Genomic DNA, 19,510 nt, shown 5'->3' with positions numbered 1-19,510 from the left:
AATTCTCAAGCGTGGCATAGTTGATGGTCTTCTTTTATCTTCCATCAAATGATACTATCTTTAGCAACTTCGTATAAGATCGACAATTGTTGTTATGACTAGAGGCGGAGCCTCTTGAAAGGCAACGAGGGGACGAAAGGAATTTGCCGAGCGTGGGGTGGGCATCCTGCCCGCCCAGAGTTTAGTGGGCAGGCTAGAAGCCCACCCCACAAGAAAATTGTATTTCTACAAAACTGACCTGCTCTAATGGATAATACAGTGTAGTGCGATCGCACGCTAATTTTCTCTTCTTGGCAACTGTTTTGCAATCATACCAATCTAGATGATTATATATCCAACACTGAAACTGTTCCCAGGACACTATTTTCCAATTTTACATTGTCAATTATTAGTCCAGAACCCATCATTTTGTCACCTGTATCTAATACTCCAAATCCTAACGTGATGCTATCAGTGGTTACATCATAAGAAAAAGTGTTAAATCCAGTTTCTGTATCAAATTCGTTGGCAGAAGAACTAAAAAACGATGAAAAAGTGTCAGCCAGTTTATAAACTTCTCCGTTGATTAATACAAAAGCAAAATCATTGAAACCATCTGAGTTTGGTGTAGCTTCATTAGTGAGAAAATTCCAATCAAAACTTAAGCGATCGCCTGCTTTTGCTGTGAAGGTTTGCTGAATTGCCGATCCTTCTATTGCGTTATTAACAATCAGACTATCTAAACTACCAGGAACTAAGCCCAAGAAAGATTCTATCGCTTCGTCAGAAAATACATTCAATTCTCCATCTTCGGCTGCTCCAGTTGTCAGTAAAGCACTGTAGTTTCCGGAAGATGGATCGTTTCCAAATTCTGACGTATCAACAAAGGAAGTACCGATTGTAGACCAACCAGTAAAATTGCCAGTTTCAAAACTACCGTTAATAATACCAGATTGTTCAGAGCTTGCATCAGTATAAATCATATTTTTTGAATGAATTACAAGGTAAGAAATTAAGACTATGATGATTAGAATACTAGATTTTAAATTGTTGTCAAGTCCGTAAAATTTTACTAAAAACTTATTTTTTATTAAGCATATTCTTAGCCAAATCTCAGTTTATTCTCATCTAGCATAGAGCTACTATTTAATTTTTGAAATACACGTAGCAATGCCCACCAAAACTACATGTGGTGGGCATTGCCTTAAATCTGACCATTTATGTTGAAAACAATACAAAAAAACAAAATACAATCCTTCTTAAGACATATCTTTACCTATGAAAATTCTCAGAAAAAACTAGTTTTATTCTCAGGAAAAACTCATATTTAACTAGATAGCTCAAGTAATATCTTTGTGGAAATAAAGACAAGTTAAAGCGAATAAACATCTCTAGAAAAAACTTAGAGACGTAATTAATTGCTTCTCTAAGAAGAGTTTTGACGAACACGCAATTAAATAGCGGAGATGTTTAATAGCTAAACGCCAATATTAATTTGAGGAATTAAAGATGATGAACCTGTTGCAGTTCCGCTCCACAGTTAATGTGCTAAAAGCAATTTTGACCACAATAGCAACGGTTACTGTTTTACCCTTAATGGCTCTTGCCGAATCTGGACCTGGACCTGGACCATTAGGACCTGGACTTGGTTGCAACTTTTTTCCCCCATCGGCTGCAGTGGGTGCAAATGCAGCTGCATCTTACTTTGGTCCACCTCCATCCACTGTCAATACTAGTCTGGTTGGTCCAGTTCAACTTCTAAATACAGGAAGAGTTGATTTCCAAAAAGGCACAATCACAATTCCCTTGTATAAAGGTCAGATGAGAACAGGAGAAACTGTCTGGTATATTCTCACTGATACTGACGATGCACAGAATGCCAAAGCCCTCGGTTTAAACTTGTCGTCTAAGCTATCTTATTCGGCATCTGGGGTACGTGTTGGGAACTTCAATTCAAAAGGAGATATTATCTTCAACGAGGGTAAAGTTGATTTCACGCCAGAACGGCAAGTACAACCAGGTCCAAGCAATCGTCCGTTTCCACCTACAGCGGCACAACCAGGCTCGGTAGGTGATAAAGCTTACAGCCCCCTGGTTCGTATTCGTAATTCAGGAGGTCACGTCTACAACGCGCCGATGATTGCTTTCAATGTAGATGCCTCCCAAATTAATGCCCCTAACGGCAACCCCGACTACAAATTAGTTCATGATGAAGTAGTGGCGATCGACACTAAAGCAATGACAGTTACCTTGAACCTAGTCAACGGCTTTAGCTTCGGGCGTCCTGTTTGGTATATCTCAATGGACGCTAACGATCCAACAGTAGCTGCTATTGAAGGTGCGACTTTTGCCCCTGCCTTACAGAGAGTAGAAGTAGGTAACGATGACAGTTTCTCCAGTGCCGTTGAGCGAATCTTCATCGCCGTGAATGGACCTTCTCAAGACGGCTGCACCAACCCGCAACGCCAAGGTTTGTTTGCAGCTTTGACTGATGGATACCGCCCAAATAACACCTTTGGCGGTATCCCAACTCTAGCTACAGACTACAGCCCACTTTGGGATGCTAATCTTTATGAGTGGACTCAAGAGGCGATTGATAAGAATTATCGCTCACAATTGAGGGAAGAGTTCCAAATTTTGGGACTTGTTGAAGCAGGCTTTCTAACTGGTCCTAACGGTGGTAAGTTCGGTTCAACTGGTGCAATTATCAATTGTCCTGTTGTATTCCGTTTACTGTAGTTTTCTGCCATGCTTGTAGAGACGCGAAATTTCGCGTCTCTACATTCATTTTCGGAGATATCTATTAATTTCGTCGTGAAAAAATACCTCTATCCAGAAACCACCCTAAAACACCCAACCCTAACAACAACGGAGTCAACCAATCACCCCAGCGCACATATAAAGTCTGGCTTTGTCGTCGATAAATTGTTTCTGCATGAACCTCATAAGTATTATGCCTAGAAATCCACAAAGTTCTACCATGAGGATTAACAAAAGCAGAATACCCAGTATTCGTAGCCCGTACAGCCCATCTATCAGTTTCAATTGCCCGCATAACATCTTGAGCATGGTGCTGAGCAGGCATAGCCGCACTATAATGAGCATCATTAGAAGGGCTAAGAATAAATTGCCCACCTTTAGCCGCTTGATTGCGAAAATGAATAGAAAAAGCTGACTCGTAACAAATACCAACAATAGCACGACCAAAAGGCGTATCAAACACCTGATTTGGTGAACCCGCCACTTGATGTTCATCCAAAGGCGACAATCGCTGAACGATCGCACCTAAAATTTCCTCAAAAGGAACATACTCACCAATAGGCACAAGCTTAGTTTTATCATAACGGCTTTTAATCTCTCCATCACCCGAAAAAGTAAACAAACTATTAGTGTAACTGCGTCCCCTGTCACCAAAACCCCCAATCCAAGCAACCACACCTTTTTCCCGCACCCCTGCCACCAAAGAGCTACGTACAATATCACCCTGACGAAAAGGCAAAGCACCTTCCGGAGTTAACACCGCCTCTACACCAAGATTAGCCAAAGTCAGATACCCATTAGTGTAACCTTCAATAGCGCGACGAAAACCTTCAGGATAAAGCTTAATTTCATTAGGTACATTACCCTGAACAATCCCCACTCTTAGCGCAGTATCCGGTGTTTGGCTCAGGGGTTGAGTGTATAAGTAAAAACCGACGAGATTGAGAGTAATTAATATTACTGCGGCGATTTTGAAATAAAAAAACCGCAGAGGCACAGAGGACACAGAGGAAAAAATTCTTCTCTCTGCGCCCTCTGTGTCTCTGCGGTTTATAAATCCTTCTGCAATCAAGCCATTTACAGCAATGATCGCCCCCGTCACCGCACTAGGACCAGAAACTTGTCCCAAGTGTAAAATTACCAAATTATACGGGCTTTGAGTGTAAGATAAAGAACTCCACCACAAAGCTCCGGAACTCCACAGTGCTTCTAAGCCACACCATAGAGCTGTGCCAATGAGAACACGGAGCAAAGGATTTTGGATGAAAATCACCCTCATGAGAGTTGCCCAGATGGCAACTAATGCAGCTCCCCAGAGGGTGATGAATGCCCAACAAAATAAGGCGATCGCCAAACTTGTCAACCAAGGAACCCCCATCCAAGTCATAGGATGAATCCCCGTAATCCAAGATAGGGCGACACCGTGATAACCGATACCCCATAGGAGAGCTAGGGGGAGTGGGGGAGTGGGGGAGTGGGGGAGTGGGGGAGTGGGGGAGTGGGGGAGTGGGGGAGTGGGGGAGTAAGGGGGAGTGGGGGAGTAAGGGGGAGTGGGGGAGTGGGGGAGTGGGGGAGTGGGGGAGTAAGGGAGAGTGGGGGAGTAAGGGGGAGTGGGGGAGTGGGGGAGTGGGGGAGTGGGGGAGTAAGGGAGAGTGGGGGAGGAGCGAGTAATAACTAACACCCACAGAGGGGCTAGGGCGAACCAAGCTAAGAACCATGCTCCCACAGGTGCTACGGTAAGCCCCATGAGAATACCACTGCTAAAAGCAATTAGGTAAGGCAGTAAACGGGTAAAATTCTTCCCCTGCCTCCCCTGCTTCCCCTGCTTCCCCTGCTTCTTATTCTGCTTCTGCCACATCACCTGTATCTGGGGGAATAATTGCTACTCCGGTAATAGCGTCATCTTCATCTAGGCGCTGTACTCGCACTCCAGTTGCCGAGCGCGATTGTATGGAAATCGCATTCACTGCTTGACGGATGATGATACCGCGACTTGTCACCATCATAATCTCTTCGTCGTTGTTGACGATGTGTAAGGTTGCCAGTTGGTCTTTAGTTTTCCGGTTTTTGAATTTGGTTGCCATCAAACCTTGACCGGCACGATTTTGCAAGCGAAACTGGGATACTGGAACGCGCTTGCCATATCCTCCGGTTGTAATAACTAATACCCATGGACCAGGACTTCCGTTGCTGAGGATTTCTGTGGACTCTTCATTTTCATTTTCTTCTGGTTCGATCTCCTCAATTACCTCGGCTTCTACTTCTGTATTTAATGTGTCTAGAATTGCTGCAGGCAGTATATCCATACCTACCAATTCATCTTTATCGCGCAGCTTCATGGATTTTACTCCACGAGTTGCCCTACCCAAGGGACGCAATTGTTCATGGGTACATCTAAAGTGAATTGCCATGCCTTGACGAGAACCAATGAGAATGCTGTCTTCTACTCTAGCGCGGCGCACCCAGCGAAGTTGATCGCCTTCTTCTAAAGAAATCGCAATTAAGCCATTGGCACGAATGTTGCTAAATGCTGCTAATTCTGTTTTCTTGATGTTACCGCCTTTGGTGAGCATGACTAAATACTCATCGCTGGTAAACTCGCTTACTGGTACTATGGAGGTGATTTTTTCTTCTTTAGGTATTGGCAGCATTTGCACGATTGGTGTGCCACGACTGGTGCGAGAACTGATGGGAATTTGATAGGCTTTGAGGCAGTAAACTACACCGCGTTCGCTAAAGAATAAAACACTGTTGTGGTCGCAGCAAGTGAAGAAATGTTCAACTCCATCGTCTTCTTTCATTTTTGCTGCTGCTTTACCTCTGGTAGCGCGGCTTTGCGCTTCAAAGGTATTTACCTGCATTCGTTTGATGTATCCTTGTTCTGTCAGCAGAATGACAACTTTTTCATTGGCAATTAGGTCAAGGTCTTCTAATTCTCCTTCGCTGGGTGAAATTACTGTGCGCCGTGGTGTGGCGTGGGTATTTTTGATTTGCGTAACTTCAGTTTCGATGATTTCTAGCACTCGTTCTCGCCGTGCCAAAATATCCTGTAAGTCAGCAATTAGTGTTTGTAATTCTTCGTGTTCGGAACGGATTTTATCTGCTTCTAGGGCGGTTAAACGTCGCAGTTGCATCTGCAAAATTGCATCTGCTTGCGCTTCGCTAAGACCGTGTGTTGTAATTAACTCACCTTTAGCTGTGGGTGCATCTGGTGCATTGCGAATTAGGCTGATAATTGCATCTAAATTTGCTAAGGCAATGAGTAATCCTTGAAGTATGTGATCTCGTTCCTCAGCTTTACGCAGTTCGTACTGTGTACGTCTGGTAATTGCTTCGATGCGGAAGTCTAGGAATACGTTTAAGAATTGCTTGAGGGTGAGTATTTGGGGTTCGCCGTTGACTAACGCCAGCATATTTGCTCCAAAGTTTGCTTGTATTGGCGTTAGTTTGTAAAGGTTGTTTAATACTACGCGCGGATAGGCGTCACGCTTGAGTTCGATGACAATGCGCATTCCGTCGCGATCGCTTTCATCTCTAATATCTGCAATTCCCTCGATGCGCTTTTCATTTACCAACTCAGCTATTTTTTCAATCAGCGCTGCTTTGTTGGTTTGATATGGCAATTCGGTAACAATAATTGCTTCTCTATCTGGGCGTCCCCGTTGTTCTACGGTTTCAATAGTAGCTACACCGCGCATGGTAATTGAACCGCGCCCAGTGGTGAAAGCTTCTTTAATTGCTGCTGTACCGAGAATCTGTCCCCCTGTGGGAAAATCAGGTCCGTGTACATACTGCATTAACTGAATATCGGTAATTTCTGGATTGTGAATTAGTGCTACTAATCCATCAATCAATTCTCCTAAATTGTGGGGGGGGATATTAGTTGCCATCCCCACAGCAATCCCAGAGGAACCATTGAGCAGTAACTGGGGGATACGTGCTGGTAAGACTGTGGGTTCTTGCTGGGAAGCGTCGAAGTTATCAACAAAATCTACTGTTTCCGATTCTATATCTTGCAGTAGGGCTGCACCTGTTAAAGCTTGCAAACGGCATTCGGTGTATCGCATTGCCGCTGGAGGATCGTTGTCTACTGAACCGAAGTTACCATGTCCTTCGATTAAAGGCGATCGCATGGAAAAATCCTGTGCCATCCGCACCAAGGCGTCATATACTGCTGTGTCGCCGTGAGGGTGATATTTACCCAATACTTCCCCTACTACACGGGCGCATTTACGAAACGGGCGATCGTGGGTTAGCCCTAGTTCATGCATTGCGTAAAGAATCCGACGATGCACAGGTTTCAGACCATCCCTGGCATCTGGCAGCGCCCGACCTACAATTACGCTCATGGCGTATTCTAAATAAGACCGGGACATTTCATTCCCCAGATCAGTCGGGATAATCCTCTCCTGAGAGAATGTCATAACCTAAATTACTCCAAAAATGCAGATTTTTGCCTTTATACTGAAAAAAAAGCAAAATTATTCCCAACAACTGTTGAATAATTGCCGTATTTTGATACAATTCTAGCACATTTTGCTTTTTACTAGCTTGGACACAGTTAACTGTTAATTGATGGAGTCTTAAGTTGAGAAGCAATCAGGGGAACTTTGGGAGCGAGAAAAAATCCCATCAAACTGGCAAACAGGATGGGAGTGAAGGGACTGAAGTTGGTTAATTTCGACAGCAGCAAAGTTGTACTTACAGGTGTGCGCGTCACGGCTGCATTAATAGCCGCCATTGTACAAATCATGGCAAGGGTAGGATTAAGTCCAGGAACTAAGATTGCTACTGCTTTACCCAAACAAGCTCCAGTAAAAAATAAGGGGATGATAAATCCACCGCGCCACCCACCTGTAACGGTAACGGCGATCGCCACCATTTTACCAAAGGCAAGCGCCAATAAGAAAACAGCACCAAAGTTATGATTGACAACGGAATCTAACTCCTCATGTCCAAAGTAACGAGTTAGGGGCAGCAAAGAAGCTAAAATCGCCAAAAATAACCCCGCCAATGTTGTGCGGACATAAATTGGTAAGCGAATCTGGGCAAAGACGGCATCGCAAAAGCGAAAAATGCCGATGAACACCCATCCAGCCACCGCTCCCAGAATACCAAAGATGATAGCACTAGCAAAGTCATCAATGTTTTCTAGGCGGTAGCTAGGGAAATGCCAGGTAGGGGCAATTCCTAAGTGCGTAATTGTGGCAAACACCAGATAACTAGCACAACTCGAAACAATAGCTGGCATTAGGGCTTCGTAGTACTCGACAATATGCTGGTGGTGCAAAATTTCTAGAGCGAACATAGCACCGCCAAGAGGTGCGCCAAATAGTGCAGTGAACCCCGCTGCCATTGCTGCTAAACTCATAGAGCGTAGATCTTCGCCTTGGAGTTTCAGGCGATCACCAACCCAAGTACCAAAAGATCCCGTCACCTGTACCAGCGGTGCTTCTGGACCAGCGCTACCACCAGCCGATATACTAACTAGGGAAGCCAAAATCATTGAAGGATTTTTGCGAGCATCGAGACGTCCACCGCGAAAATGGATATTATCGACAATTACGGCGATTTCTCCAGGATTGCCAAGGAAATAAATCACCAGTCCAATTACCAAACCAGCTACTGGCATCACCCAGAGGAGACTAGAAGAGTGAAATTGTTGCAGTCTATGAGTTATTAGTTCTAGAACATTCCAGTATAACCCAGCAAATAGACCACAAACAGTCCCAACAAGCGCCCAGCATAAAACCCAACGTGAAATCATGAAAGGATTGCGCCTAGCTAATCCAAACAGCTGAAGCAATGTTCTGCGTTGAGTTGGCTCTTGAGGAGGATGCTGATTTGGTAGCACTGCTTATTCCTGAACAAAAGGAAACAAAAGATACAAAAACTTTACCTTTTTTAAAATATAAAACATCCCCTTTAAGAAAGAATTCAGACGTAAACAAACAGATCCCCGACTTCTTAAAGAAGTCGGGGATCTGAGCCTAAGAGCGTGTATGTACTGGATTTAAGCCCCAAGATAGTGTGTGCTTGACGATATGAGAGTTTAAGCTGAGGCAAGTACACAAAAGCAATTGTTATGAGTAGTAAGGAAACAACTCCAAATCAAGCAGAAAAGACAAATCCAGAAGCAGATGCTTCACAATTAAGCCCAGAAGTGCTAGACATGATTAAGCACCCTCCGAGCATTGATGATGTAATGCGGGACTTACCTCCGGAAGAAGTCAGGAATAACCCAGCTATAGTACCAGAAATGCTTGATGAACCAAGTGATGAAATGACCGGATTCGGCAAAGACTAGTTATAGTCAGGATACAATTTCAATCAGTGTCCCGCTGCCTTACTTTTTCGTCCTATGTTCCCAGTCATCTATTCAGATGAGTTTCTGGATCACAAGACTGGATACCTCCATCCAGAAAAGCCAGAACGCTTAACAGCGATTGTCACAGCCCTCAAAGAAGCGCCATTTGCAAGTGATATAGAGTGGCGCGTGCCAACCCCACCCCAAGAACAAACGCTGATGCCTCTGTTGGAAAAAATCCACACTCAGCGTTATATCTACAAAATTCAACAAATCGCTCTTTCGGGGGGTGGTTATCTAGATGGAGATACGCTAGTTTCTCCACGCAGTTATGATGTAGCTTTATTAGCAGTAAGTGCTTGGTTGGATGGTGTTGATACTGTAATCGCAACTAGTAATCCGGCTTTTGTGCTAGCTCGTCCACCGGGACATCATGCTGAAAGTACTGTGGGGATGGGATTTTGCTTATTTTCCAATGCGGCGATCGCTGCCTTCTATGCCCTCAAACAACCAGGAGTTAACCGCGTCGCCATTCTTGACTGGGATGTGCATCATGGTAATGGCACTCAAGCAATAGTCGAAACTAACCCGCAAATTGCTTACTGTTCCCTACATCAGTACCCCTCCTATCCAGGTACTGGTAGAGCCACAGAACGCGGCTTTCATAATAATGTATTAAACTTGCCCTTTCCTCCCGGCAGCGACATTAGCATTTACCAACCAGCGTTTGAAAAAAAAGTAGTACCCTTTTTATCAAAATTTCAACCAGATTTACTAATTATCAGTGCTGGTTACGACGCCAACGCCGACGATCCCCTAGCCAGCATAAATTTACAACCACAAGACTTTGGTTTATTCACCGAATATTGCCTGGGCATCACGCGCAAAATTCTGTTTGGCTTAGAAGGCGGCTACGACTTATCAGCACTCGGACAATCAGTAGTAGCAACCATTCAACCCTGCCTAGCCTAGCCCCCTCGTTCCCAGCCTCCGGCTGGGAATGCCTACATCATTGTAATTCCAATACTAAGGTAACTTACAACAGTAGCAGCTCGAATTCTTGGCGCGTGAGGCGAGCGCCATTTTCTAAAGGCGGAGTTGCATTATCGACAACTTTAGGTTGTGGCATTCCCGCTGGTGTGAAGTTAACCATAATTTTGATTAATTATATTTAGAAATATCTTCTAAATCTCGGATTGCTTCATCCGTTAAGCTGTAGGTGCTCATGCTTGAGACTGATGGGTTTTATCAAGAATATTCTCAAGCACTCTAGCAATAGCAACTTTGCCATTGGTGAGTTGTCCTTTATCTGCTTGCTCAATACCCACTGCTACTTTTTCACGGTTTTCCTCTACCCAATGCAGATAATTACGCTCGTCTTCTTCTAGCAATTGTAATGCTTGCGCGATCACCTCATCACTAGTGCTGTATCTGCCACTTTTGAGTTGTTCTTGAATGAACTGTTCTTGTTTTGGTGTAAGGGAAATATTCATGGCGGTTATCTTCCAAGTTTACTCTAGTATAGCAATCCGCTATACCGGGCATGAAAATCGCGCATTCCAAGATCCCCGACAACTTTTACGAAGTCGGGGATCTATTAAGTAAGCAGGATAGATTTGAGCGCAGCACCCCAACTTTTGGTAGGATCGTAAAACTGCTCTTGTACTACTTGGCAAGCAAGTCTTTTTTGTTCGTAAAGTTGGCGATCGCACAATAACTTCACCAATGCATCACCGTAAGCTTGAACATCATTGGGAGGAACCTCAACTACAGCATCTGCAACATAAGACAATGCCGGACAAACTGCTGAGGTAACAACTGGACGCCCTGATAAAATACTTTCACAGACAACTCGATTAAAACCCTCAATAAAATCTGTACGTGTGGGTACAATCACAACATGGCACTGAGCAAACATGGATCGCATTTGCGGCTTACTACAGTACCCGTGACAGATAAATGATCGCTCAACTCCTGCTTGTATAGCTGCTTGACGCAAAGGCTCTAATGCTGAACCTTCACCACAGATGTCAAAAATTATATCTTTACCCTCTGTAGCAAAACCCTTGGCAATTTCTAGTAAATCAAACACACCTTTATTTTGCTCAACTCTACCTGCAAATAGAACTCGCATAGGTGATGGGGGTGATGGTTCAGGTATATTGGCAAAGTCTGAGCGACGATAAGAAGAAAAGAATTCTAAAATTGGTTGGTGTTTACCACATGTCAATTGGGAAATTTGTTTTGCTATATCTTGCGATGCTACAAGTATTGCCTTGCAATCTGAAGCAAACAAATTACGCGAGAGAGATAAATTCAGTTTATCTACTAAACGCAGAGGTAAATATTTACACCACAACATACAATGCAGTGATGGAATTACTGTGATCCCTAACCAGCTAAATAAAGATAAAACGAACCAATAGGTAGTACCACTATCTGCAACGACAACGTTGGCTCTAAAGCGAAGTGCAGAAGCGAGTAAGCTTAATCCACAGTAAATTTGTCTTAAATGATACAATGCCCCAGGAGACCAAGGCACTGGGCGACGCTCAATAATAAAGCGATCGTCTTGCACTTTTTCAAACTTGTTAGACTGGGCAATTACGTAACCTTGAGCATCTAAAGTTTTGCAAACTTCATAAAATTGACTGGAAAAAGTAACTGATACTTGTGAAGGAGCATCTAAACCTTTAATCCAGTAATTATAAGCTTCTATCACATCTTCCGGACCAACTGCATATAAAATCCGCAGGGGTTTAGACATAAAATTTTTATATGTATTTTTATTTATACAAATTATATTTTTAGTAGAGACGTTCCGCCGGAACGTCTTTACATTGGATTGTACAGACGCTCCGGCGAAGCGTCTCTACGTTGAACGTACAACTTGTTGTTGAAGAATGTGACGTTTTTGATTAGCTCCGGTAATTTTTAAAGCAAGGCTTTCAATTTTATGATAAAATGACTGGGGTAAAATCAAGAGAAAATAAGCAGCGCCTAAAGTCATGAGTGTGCGCCGTGGTTCTTCAAATAAAATGCGCCAGTAGGTAAGTATAGCTTTGTTAATAAGTTGTACAGCGGTTGAACCATTGCGCAAAGTTACTGCCCTTCGCGCTAAATGTCTAAATTGGTAAGCCATAGCTATATCTTCCAACGAAGCCATCAAATCGGGAGAGTAAGAGCCAGCTTTTTCTATTAACCTTTGCCAAGAATTTAACTTTTTCAGCAGTTGCGCTGAATGCCCTGTGGGATTAACTCGATAAAGTGTCAAAGCTTCAGGAACACCCTCAATTTTCCATTTTGTTTTAATCGCAATGCGTAACCAACATTCAACATCTTCTGATGGGTGCAATTGTCGATCATCATCAAAATAAAAATCTTCTACAACACCATAAAGATTATCTTGAAACTTAATATCTTCCAAAACCTCGCGGCGAATAACTGGTACAGAGCCGTTACCAATAGGAGTACGACAAAGTAAATCTAATGGGGTAATTTCCTTTAGTTTACTAATCTGATATATTCCCAGAGGTTTATCTTTCTCATCAATGAAAGCAGAGCGACAAAAACTAACTCCAACCGTTGGTGTTTGCTCTAAATGCTCAACATGTTTTGCTAACTTCGTTGGTTCCCATAAGTCATCTGCATCTAGAAAAGCTAAATATTCTCCTTGGGCATGCCGTATACCAGTGTTCCTTGCAGCAGCAACTCCTCGATTTGGTTGATGAATAATTTTAATTCTGGGATCGCTAAATTGTTGACAGATTTCGATACTGCGATCGGGAGAACCATCATCTATAATTAGAAGTTCAAAATTTGTATAGGTTTGCGCAAGAACAGATTGTACTGTTGCCGCAATATAGTTCTCAACTTTGTAAACCGGGATGATAACAGATACTTTTTTCATAGAGCTACCCTTGGTAATTTAAATAAATGAACAAGACAAAGTAAGTGTTCTCACAAACACTGTTTAAACTGAGATGAAAAAATCGAATTTGCTAATAAGTTGAATGAAGCTATAGCAGTCCTATTCGAGTTGCAAATGCTAGCCATTAGAAACCCGGTTTCTCCAAGAAACCGGGTTTCTTGGTGTTCGTGAATCATTTAGGATTGCTATATACCGTTTGACGTTAAGGTTGACAAATGACAAATGACAGTCTTAACGAAAAAAGTGCAATATGTCAGTGCATTAGCTTAAAATAATTTTTGCGGGTACACCAACTGCTGTCGCGCCTGGGGGAACATCGCAAAGAACTACAGCATTGGCACCAATATTTGCACCATCACCAATAGTGACATTGCCAAATATTTTTGCCCCAGCACCGACATTGACAGATTTACCTAATTTTGGTGCATCAAAAGGACGATTTAGATAGCGGTTTCCCAAGGTAACACCTTGGCGAATAATACTATCATCACCGATCGCACAATCCCCATGAATGACAATTGCGCCTTGGTGTTCGATCACAACGCGGCGACCTAGTTGTACACTATAAGGAAGTTCAATTCCATAGTTATTGCGAACTTTGCGATACAGCATGCGATAGAGGATACTCAAAGGTGCACGCAGAAATTTGGGTTGAATTTTCATTCGCCAAACTCCGAAACGCAGCACTGCTACTGCTCGGAAACCAGGTTTAGTCCAATCTTTTCCGTGAGCAATCCAATCTTCTTTGATTTGCTGCCATAAACTTAAAGTAGATTCTGTTTGGCTAGCAATGGTAGTTGCGGACATTTGTGCAGCCATAATTTTATTGCTATTCCAGTTTCCAATTCATAAATTTTCCCAGGAACTGGGTTTTTCTATTCATAAGCGGTACTTCATGTTGCACATTGACTTGGAAGGATTGTCATTTGTCATTTGTCATTTGTGTTGACAATTGACAAATAACCCTTGACGATTTTAGAGAACAAGTGCGACATCACGGATATTGCTTATTCTTCTTCAACCCTGGTTCTCTCACTTTTATGCGTATTACCAACAGACACTGTACGTGTTCTATTACTTACTTTCTCAACGCTATAGTCGTTACGGTTACTGGGGTAATAAAAGAAACTTTCAGGCTCTTGTTTAACATCCACACCGTTGGCGACTATTCCCAAAATATTAGCCTCAGAACGTGCTAATAGAGATTTTGCGGCTACTGCACTGTTAGAATTTAAAACACTTGGTCTGACTACAATCAAGACTCCATCTGCCATTTTACCTAAAACTGCTGCATCAGGAGTTCCTACTAATGGTGGAGTATCTATTATAACATAATCATACTTCTGAGACAACATGTCCAGTAGAGAACTCATACGTTCTGAGTCTATTAATGCCATAGGGTTGGGTGGCATCACACCAGCAGTAAGCACTGATAAGTAAGATGTAACTTTTTGTACAGCAAATGAAAACTCATCTTGACCAACCATCACGTTGCTCAAACCCACAGCGTTAATTCTATCCCAAAGGTGGTGTTGAGTGGGTTGACGCATATCTGCATCAACGAGCAGAACTCTTCTTCCCGCCTGAGCCATCACCGCAGCTAAATTAGCAGAAACTTCTGATTTCCCCTCTCCTGCTTGGGAACTTGTCACCACAATTGTGCGAACTTTTTTATCCAAGCTTGTAAACTTAAGATTTGCTACTAGCATTTGGTATGCTTCATGAACTACAGAGCGAGGAGACGTGGCGACAATAATTCGGGGAGAAGATCCTTCAAAGTTTTTATCTGTAATTGATGTGTCGCTAGTTTCAAACTGAGGGATTAGTCCTAGCAAAGTATGACCAAAAAGTTCCTCTGCTTCTTTAGCTGTTTTCAACCTTCTATCAATTAAGTCTACTATAAATGCTGCTGCTACACCAAGTAGTAACCCAGCAAATACTCCACCGACAGAAATTCCTAGTTTCTTCTTCATTGCCGCTGGGTTACTTTCCACATTGGCGTCTTGAAGCACGCGAGCGTTACCTACAGTTTGATTTTCTGCGACTTTGATTTCTTGTAGTCTAGTTAACAGATTCTCGTAGCTTTTTTGTGCTACTGACAAACTGCGCTCTAGTTCTCCTTGCTTTTTCTCTAATGTGGGTAGAATATCAGCTCTTTGCTTATAAGCATTTCTGAGTTCAGACAAAGTGTTGATTTTCTGCTCTAAACCTGAACGTTGTGACTGCAACTTGACGAACTCTGCAGTCAAATCTTGTTTGATTTTACCTATTTGTAACTTTCCTGGAGCTACTTGAGTTTCGCTGCCTAAAGATTGAGCAGTTCTTTGTTGTAATATGGAATTTAAAGCTGCTTCTTTCTCTTGCAGATCGATTACTGATGGATGGGCATCACTGTAGCGAGTTCTCATTGCTGCTAGCTGATTTTGTACCTTTTGTAGTTCAGCTAATGCTTCTTGTACTCCAGGTATTTGACTTAGAGAAGTTATATCTACAGCGTTTTGTGTAGGCAAATTTATTTGCCTAGTTATTTGTATTTCCTGAGCGCCCAAATCTGCTAATTGAGATTTAGCATTATTTAATTCTTCATCTATACTAGTAATTGTTTTAACTGTGCCTTCTGTTTCTTCTTGTAAATCAATTACTTGATTCTTCGTTTTAAACCGACGTAGTTCTTCTGCTGCTTTGTCTACTTGTCTTTTCGCTGGTTGCAATTGTGTGGTGACAAACTCACCCGCTGATATGGCTTCTGATCGATTGGTTAAAATGTTTTTATCGATGTAAACTTTCATCACCTGATTAACTACTGATTTAGCTAATTCAGCATCTGTAGATATGAAAGAAACCTTCAGAACATCTGTACCAGTTAATGCTTCTGCCTTGATGGAAATTGCCTCTGGGCGTAAAGGCGCACCATTCTTATCTTTAAGTTCTAGATTATTTATTACTTTTTGAATAACAGGCTCAGACTGCACTATCAAAGCTTGCGTGTCTAAGGGGTTGGATTCTCGCTTAATCGACTCTAAATGCCCGATTTTTTCTCCTACTCCAGTCAAAGAGGAGGTTCTATTGGTTAAGAATAGAAGCTTTCCACTCGCTTCGTAAGACGGTTTTTCTAAAAATAAACTAAACCCGGCTAAAGTTGAGCAGGCTACGAATACCGACGAGCCTACCAGCCAACGACGTTTGAGAACTAGCCAGTATTTCTGTAAATTTATATCCTCTGTATTACCTTTATTTTCCATACAGTTTCCTTATTTGTAGATTGCACGTATCTCAATCAGCTTGAATTAGAAATAAGCTAATTTATCTACTTCCTTTTACCTCTTCCTGATGGCTGAATTTGTATCGTTTGATGTTGGACTTTTTTCCAAGGATTTTCGTATAGCTGAAACTTTTGTTGGATAATTAGCCATAAGAATGGGATTGCGTCCAATAAATATCGCTTCCAAAGTCGTTTTGGTTCCATTAATAATCTATATAGCCATTCAAGTCCAACTTCACTCATCCACTTTGGCGATCGCTTGACATTCCCAGCTTCAAAGTTAATTGTTGCTCCTATAGCCAAGAATATCTTAACATTCTTCAACTGATTTTTATATTTGGCTATCCATAATTCTTGTTTGGGCGCTCCTACTCCAATTGCTAGGACTGTTGCCCCCGAAGAATTAATCATTTTCACGATTTGTTGACATTCATCTTCACGCTTTTCAAATCCATAAGAGGGGGAATGAGCTGCAACGATAATATTCCTACCTACTTTAGTATTAATATTCTTCTGCGCTCTTTTAACTGCTCTTTCTTCACCGCCAAGCAAAAATACTTTCATGTTTTCATCATGCTGATAGTAGCTATAAAAAGCCGGAAATAAATCTGAACCAGATATTTTTTCTAAGACGGGTGTACCTAAAAAACTGGCTACGTACATTAAGACCTTACTATCGCATACCCTGTAATCTGCCTGTTGGTAGACTTTGTAAAACTCTTGACTTTTTTGCAGTTTCATCAAATGGTCTACATTAGGGGTAAATACAACACCACCATACTTTAGCTTATCTAATAACTCCATTAATGTGATATTGTTTACTGTTACATTCAGTAAATCAATAAACTTACTATCACTATTCAAATAAGTGATATTGTGAGTTTTAAGCATTGTTATTTTTTTGGAATCAATTTTACAAGTAAATGCGAAAACTACTTAGTGCATTTAGAACAAAGATATGTTTATTACCGATTCAGCGTTTCTACCAATAGTAATAAATGCACTAACCCATCGATTACATAGTTTTTATACCCTGTTACGGACGTGTTATACTTTACTGCTAGTATGAGCAGCTGACACAGTTAAGTGGTGAAGATCATAAAAATAATTAAATTAGAAGTTGATCCTTTTTCTGGTTTGTTACGTTAGACAGATTATTTGAATATTTGTTTCCGTCTTTATTTATTTATTCCCAGAAATAAATATAGCTACATTTTCACTAATTTCCAAGCAGAACTATAAAGTTAGTATGTGGAAAGAAAAACAAATCTTTAAAGAATATGTAAAGTTTTGGTAGAAATACTTACACTAAGTTGAAAACTTGTAAATACATTCATGATATTGGTATCAAAAAAGCATTTATTCTCAAGATTACGCTCTAGAGATTATGAAGAAAAAGCTAGTATTGATCAGAGTTATGCAGTTTAAATACTGACAACATATCAAAAAAAGTGCTTTCTTTGATACTTAACATTTGCACAGGTAAACATTAATAGCCCAAAAAAAATTTTGAGAGCTAGATACGGACTTTGAACCACTCTACAACACCATCAGCGATCGCCACTGCCATCTTTTTCTGCTCCACCGGATTCATCACTAACTCAAACTCATTAGGATTACTCATAAAGCCCAACTCCAGCAACACCGAGGGGGCAACGCTTGGGCGAGTCAATGCCAAGTTATTCCAAAACACCCCATAAGAAGGACGTTTCAGCTTTTTCACAACGTAATCGTGGATAGAAACAGCTAAACTATGGGCTGGGGGTTGATACCAAAAAGTCCCAAAACCCTGAATTTTCTGTGCATCACCTTCATCAGGCAAAGAGTTGTGATGAATCGAAAGAGCTATGGATGGTTGTTCTTTATCAATGATTGCCTGTCTTTCCACGAGGGAAAGTTCTTTGTCATCCTCCCGCGTCATCACCACTGTCGCCCCTCGCTTCACTAACTCATCGCGCAATAACTTAGACACTATTAAATTTACATCTTTTTCCAGATCGCCTGTAGGTCCACTTGCACCAGATTCAGCACCACCATGTCCGGGATCGAGTAAGATCTTCACACCAGATAAAGGCTTTTTACGTGTAATTGTCGGCGCATGACGTAAAGATAAGATTAAGTTTGTACCTTCGTATCTTAGCTGATATCCCCACTGTTGGTCTTTTTTGAGGTTAAACGTGTATTGTACCTGTCCTGGAGCCACCTGCTGCCAATCTAGGCGAGAAATTAAGGGGTTATTATCCAAGCGAATAATGTCGGTTTGGGCAGTGGTGTTATAAAGGGTAAGAGTGAAAGTGCGAGTACCTTGTTGTACACTCAGAGGTACAGGTTCTTGTAGCGGAAATATCATTTCTGTCGCATCGGGGCGTTTACGATAGCCAACAGAACGAATAATCGTGCGGGGAGGGTTAGGGAAGGGTATGATTGTGGTTTCTTTACTATTAATCCAACCACCGTAGTCTAAACGTAACCACTCACCTTCTCTACCTGTAACTGTTGCCTTGGTACCTTTGGGTAGAGGTGTAAGTCGAGAATAATCTGTACTCGGACCAGTGCGAGCTACACCTGATTCTACCGTCACTTGAGCAACTTGTAACTGATTCGGGGAAAGGATTTGAATTGAGCCAGTACCTGGTTGAGTTATAGTTTGACCATTAAAAGTTAATTCAAACTGGGGTTTTCCTAACGAAGCTACTGTTTCTACTGTTGTACAACCCTCGTATTTGCCTGCTGCAGATTGAGTGGAAGACTGATTTGTGCCTGTGAGGGCAGCAGAATTGGCAGGTAATTGCGTTTGTTGCAGTTGAGTCAGGGCAACGGTGCTATTGCCTAATTTTACAGATACACTAGCATTTGGAGTGGCGATCGCTCCAAAACAAATTAATTCTCCGGGTTGTTTGGCAATATCTACTGCGGGAGTGAGCGAGTTAGGAGCAAATCCCACGCCTTGAGGTGTCTCTGGTACAGAAGAAACCCGCGTCACCTTAATTATCTTTTCCTGTTTCTGGTATTGTACAGTAAAAACATTTTCTCCCAACTGTAGAGGAAAACTGGGAGCAAAATGACCTGCTTTACTGCGGTCAATTAGCTTACCATTAATAACAACCTGTCCAGTTGGTGGTGCTGTACCGATAAAGAAAATTTTTTGTGCGCTTGTGCGGTGGTTTGTCGGCGGATAAACTACCTTGAGCGATCGCTCATTTGCCAAAGGGTCGGTAGTGACTATAGAAGTTAATAATAATCCTACAATAATTCTCACGTCAAAATGAAA

14 protein-coding genes are annotated in these 19,510 nt (G+C 42.0%); 3 read left to right on the top strand and 11 right to left on the bottom strand.

The genetic code is table 11. The annotated features are described in order from the left end of the window. Positions 1-326: 326 nt before the first annotated feature. Complete coding sequence (locus ICL16_RS15555) at positions 327-962, bottom strand: PEP-CTERM sorting domain-containing protein (RefSeq protein ID WP_190829272.1); 636 nt, start codon at positions 960-962, stop codon at positions 327-329. 526 nt (positions 963-1,488) lie between these two features. Between ICL16_RS15555 and ICL16_RS15550 the strand changes: the two genes are divergently transcribed. Then, entirely contained in the window at positions 1,489-2,718 is a 1,230-nt protein-coding gene (locus tag ICL16_RS15550; RefSeq protein WP_190829270.1) for a hypothetical protein, read from the top strand. Between the two features lie 64 nt (positions 2,719-2,782). On the opposite strand, the gene lnt is transcribed toward ICL16_RS15550, so the two are convergent. From lnt to ICL16_RS15530, 3 genes are all read right to left on the bottom strand, one after another. Further along, on the bottom strand, positions 2,783-4,486 hold the full coding sequence (gene lnt, locus ICL16_RS15545; RefSeq protein ID WP_420485280.1) for an apolipoprotein N-acyltransferase: 1,704 nt from the start codon (positions 4,484-4,486) through the stop codon (positions 2,783-2,785). Between the two features lie 91 nt (positions 4,487-4,577). Next, positions 4,578-7,163, bottom strand: coding sequence for a DNA topoisomerase (ATP-hydrolyzing) subunit A (gene gyrA, locus ICL16_RS15540; RefSeq protein WP_190829268.1), 2,586 nt, complete (start codon positions 7,161-7,163; stop codon positions 4,578-4,580). A 137-nt stretch (positions 7,164-7,300) separates the two neighbouring features. After that, a complete protein-coding gene (locus ICL16_RS15530; protein ID WP_337907015.1) occupies positions 7,301-8,593 on the bottom strand; it encodes a chloride channel protein in 1,293 nt (430 codons plus the stop codon). 231 nt (positions 8,594-8,824) lie between these two features. Between ICL16_RS15530 and ICL16_RS15525 the strand changes: the two genes are divergently transcribed. Beyond that, entirely contained in the window at positions 8,825-9,046 is a 222-nt protein-coding gene (locus ICL16_RS15525) for a hypothetical protein (RefSeq protein ID WP_190829266.1), read from the top strand. A 54-nt stretch (positions 9,047-9,100) separates the two neighbouring features. Further along, entirely contained in the window at positions 9,101-10,018 is a 918-nt protein-coding gene (locus ICL16_RS15520) for a histone deacetylase family protein (RefSeq protein WP_190829264.1), read from the top strand. 251 nt (positions 10,019-10,269) lie between these two features. Here the strand turns inward: ICL16_RS15520 and ICL16_RS15515 are convergent, their stop codons facing one another. From ICL16_RS15515 to ICL16_RS15485, 7 genes are all read right to left on the bottom strand, one after another. Then, positions 10,270-10,539, bottom strand: coding sequence for a type II toxin-antitoxin system ParD family antitoxin (locus ICL16_RS15515; RefSeq protein ID WP_190829262.1), 270 nt, complete (start codon positions 10,537-10,539; stop codon positions 10,270-10,272). 104 nt (positions 10,540-10,643) lie between these two features. Then, entirely contained in the window at positions 10,644-11,813 is a 1,170-nt protein-coding gene (locus ICL16_RS15510; RefSeq protein ID WP_190829260.1) for a glycosyltransferase family 4 protein, read from the bottom strand. A 105-nt stretch (positions 11,814-11,918) separates the two neighbouring features. Further along, a complete protein-coding gene (locus ICL16_RS15505) occupies positions 11,919-12,956 on the bottom strand; it encodes a glycosyltransferase family 2 protein (protein WP_190829258.1) in 1,038 nt (345 codons plus the stop codon). A 282-nt stretch (positions 12,957-13,238) separates the two neighbouring features. After that, the gene (locus ICL16_RS15500; protein WP_190829256.1) at positions 13,239-13,796 is read right to left on the bottom strand and encodes a serine O-acetyltransferase; all 558 of its coding nucleotides are present in this window, start codon (positions 13,794-13,796) and stop codon (positions 13,239-13,241) included. A 188-nt stretch (positions 13,797-13,984) separates the two neighbouring features. Further along, positions 13,985-16,219 carry a GumC family protein gene (locus ICL16_RS15495; protein ID WP_190829254.1) on the bottom strand — a complete coding sequence of 745 codons (2,235 nt, stop codon included), beginning with the start codon at positions 16,217-16,219 and terminating at the stop codon, positions 13,985-13,987. A 65-nt stretch (positions 16,220-16,284) separates the two neighbouring features. Then, entirely contained in the window at positions 16,285-17,130 is an 846-nt protein-coding gene (locus tag ICL16_RS15490) for a WecB/TagA/CpsF family glycosyltransferase (RefSeq protein ID WP_190829252.1), read from the bottom strand. A gap of 625 nt (positions 17,131-17,755) precedes the next feature. Then, positions 17,756-19,492, bottom strand: a complete 1,737-nt coding sequence (locus ICL16_RS15485; protein WP_420485279.1) for an N-acetylmuramoyl-L-alanine amidase family protein — start codon at positions 19,490-19,492, stop codon at positions 17,756-17,758. Positions 19,493-19,510 lie beyond the last annotated feature (18 nt).

This window comes from Iningainema tapete BLCC-T55, assembly GCF_014698965.1.
GTDB lineage: Bacteria > Cyanobacteriota > Cyanobacteriia > Cyanobacteriales > Nostocaceae > Iningainema > Iningainema tapete.
Note: the sequence above shows the minus strand (reverse complement) of the source record. Positions and strands in the feature narration are given on the sequence as shown.

Excerpts from the sequence above, each read along its gene's own strand:
- ICL16_RS15555 (WP_190829272.1), bottom strand. The coding sequence starts at position 962 with ATGATTTATACTGATGCAAGCTCTGAACAATCTGGTATTATTAACGGT.
- ICL16_RS15550 (WP_190829270.1), top strand. The coding sequence starts at position 1,489 with ATGATGAACCTGTTGCAGTTCCGCTCCACAGTTAATGTGCTAAAAGCA.
- lnt (WP_420485280.1), bottom strand. The coding sequence starts at position 4,486 with ATGGGGCTTACCGTAGCACCTGTGGGAGCATGGTTCTTAGCTTGGTTC.
- gyrA (WP_190829268.1), bottom strand. The coding sequence starts at position 7,163 with ATGACATTCTCTCAGGAGAGGATTATCCCGACTGATCTGGGGAATGAA.
- ICL16_RS15525 (WP_190829266.1), top strand. The coding sequence starts at position 8,825 with ATGAGTAGTAAGGAAACAACTCCAAATCAAGCAGAAAAGACAAATCCA.
- ICL16_RS15520 (WP_190829264.1), top strand. The coding sequence starts at position 9,101 with ATGTTCCCAGTCATCTATTCAGATGAGTTTCTGGATCACAAGACTGGA.
- ICL16_RS15515 (WP_190829262.1), bottom strand. The coding sequence starts at position 10,539 with ATGAATATTTCCCTTACACCAAAACAAGAACAGTTCATTCAAGAACAA.
- ICL16_RS15510 (WP_190829260.1), bottom strand. The coding sequence starts at position 11,813 with ATGTCTAAACCCCTGCGGATTTTATATGCAGTTGGTCCGGAAGATGTG.
- ICL16_RS15505 (WP_190829258.1), bottom strand. The coding sequence starts at position 12,956 with ATGAAAAAAGTATCTGTTATCATCCCGGTTTACAAAGTTGAGAACTAT.
- ICL16_RS15500 (WP_190829256.1), bottom strand. The coding sequence starts at position 13,796 with ATGGCTGCACAAATGTCCGCAACTACCATTGCTAGCCAAACAGAATCT.
- ICL16_RS15495 (WP_190829254.1), bottom strand. The coding sequence starts at position 16,219 with ATGGAAAATAAAGGTAATACAGAGGATATAAATTTACAGAAATACTGG.
- ICL16_RS15490 (WP_190829252.1), bottom strand. The coding sequence starts at position 17,130 with ATGCTTAAAACTCACAATATCACTTATTTGAATAGTGATAGTAAGTTT.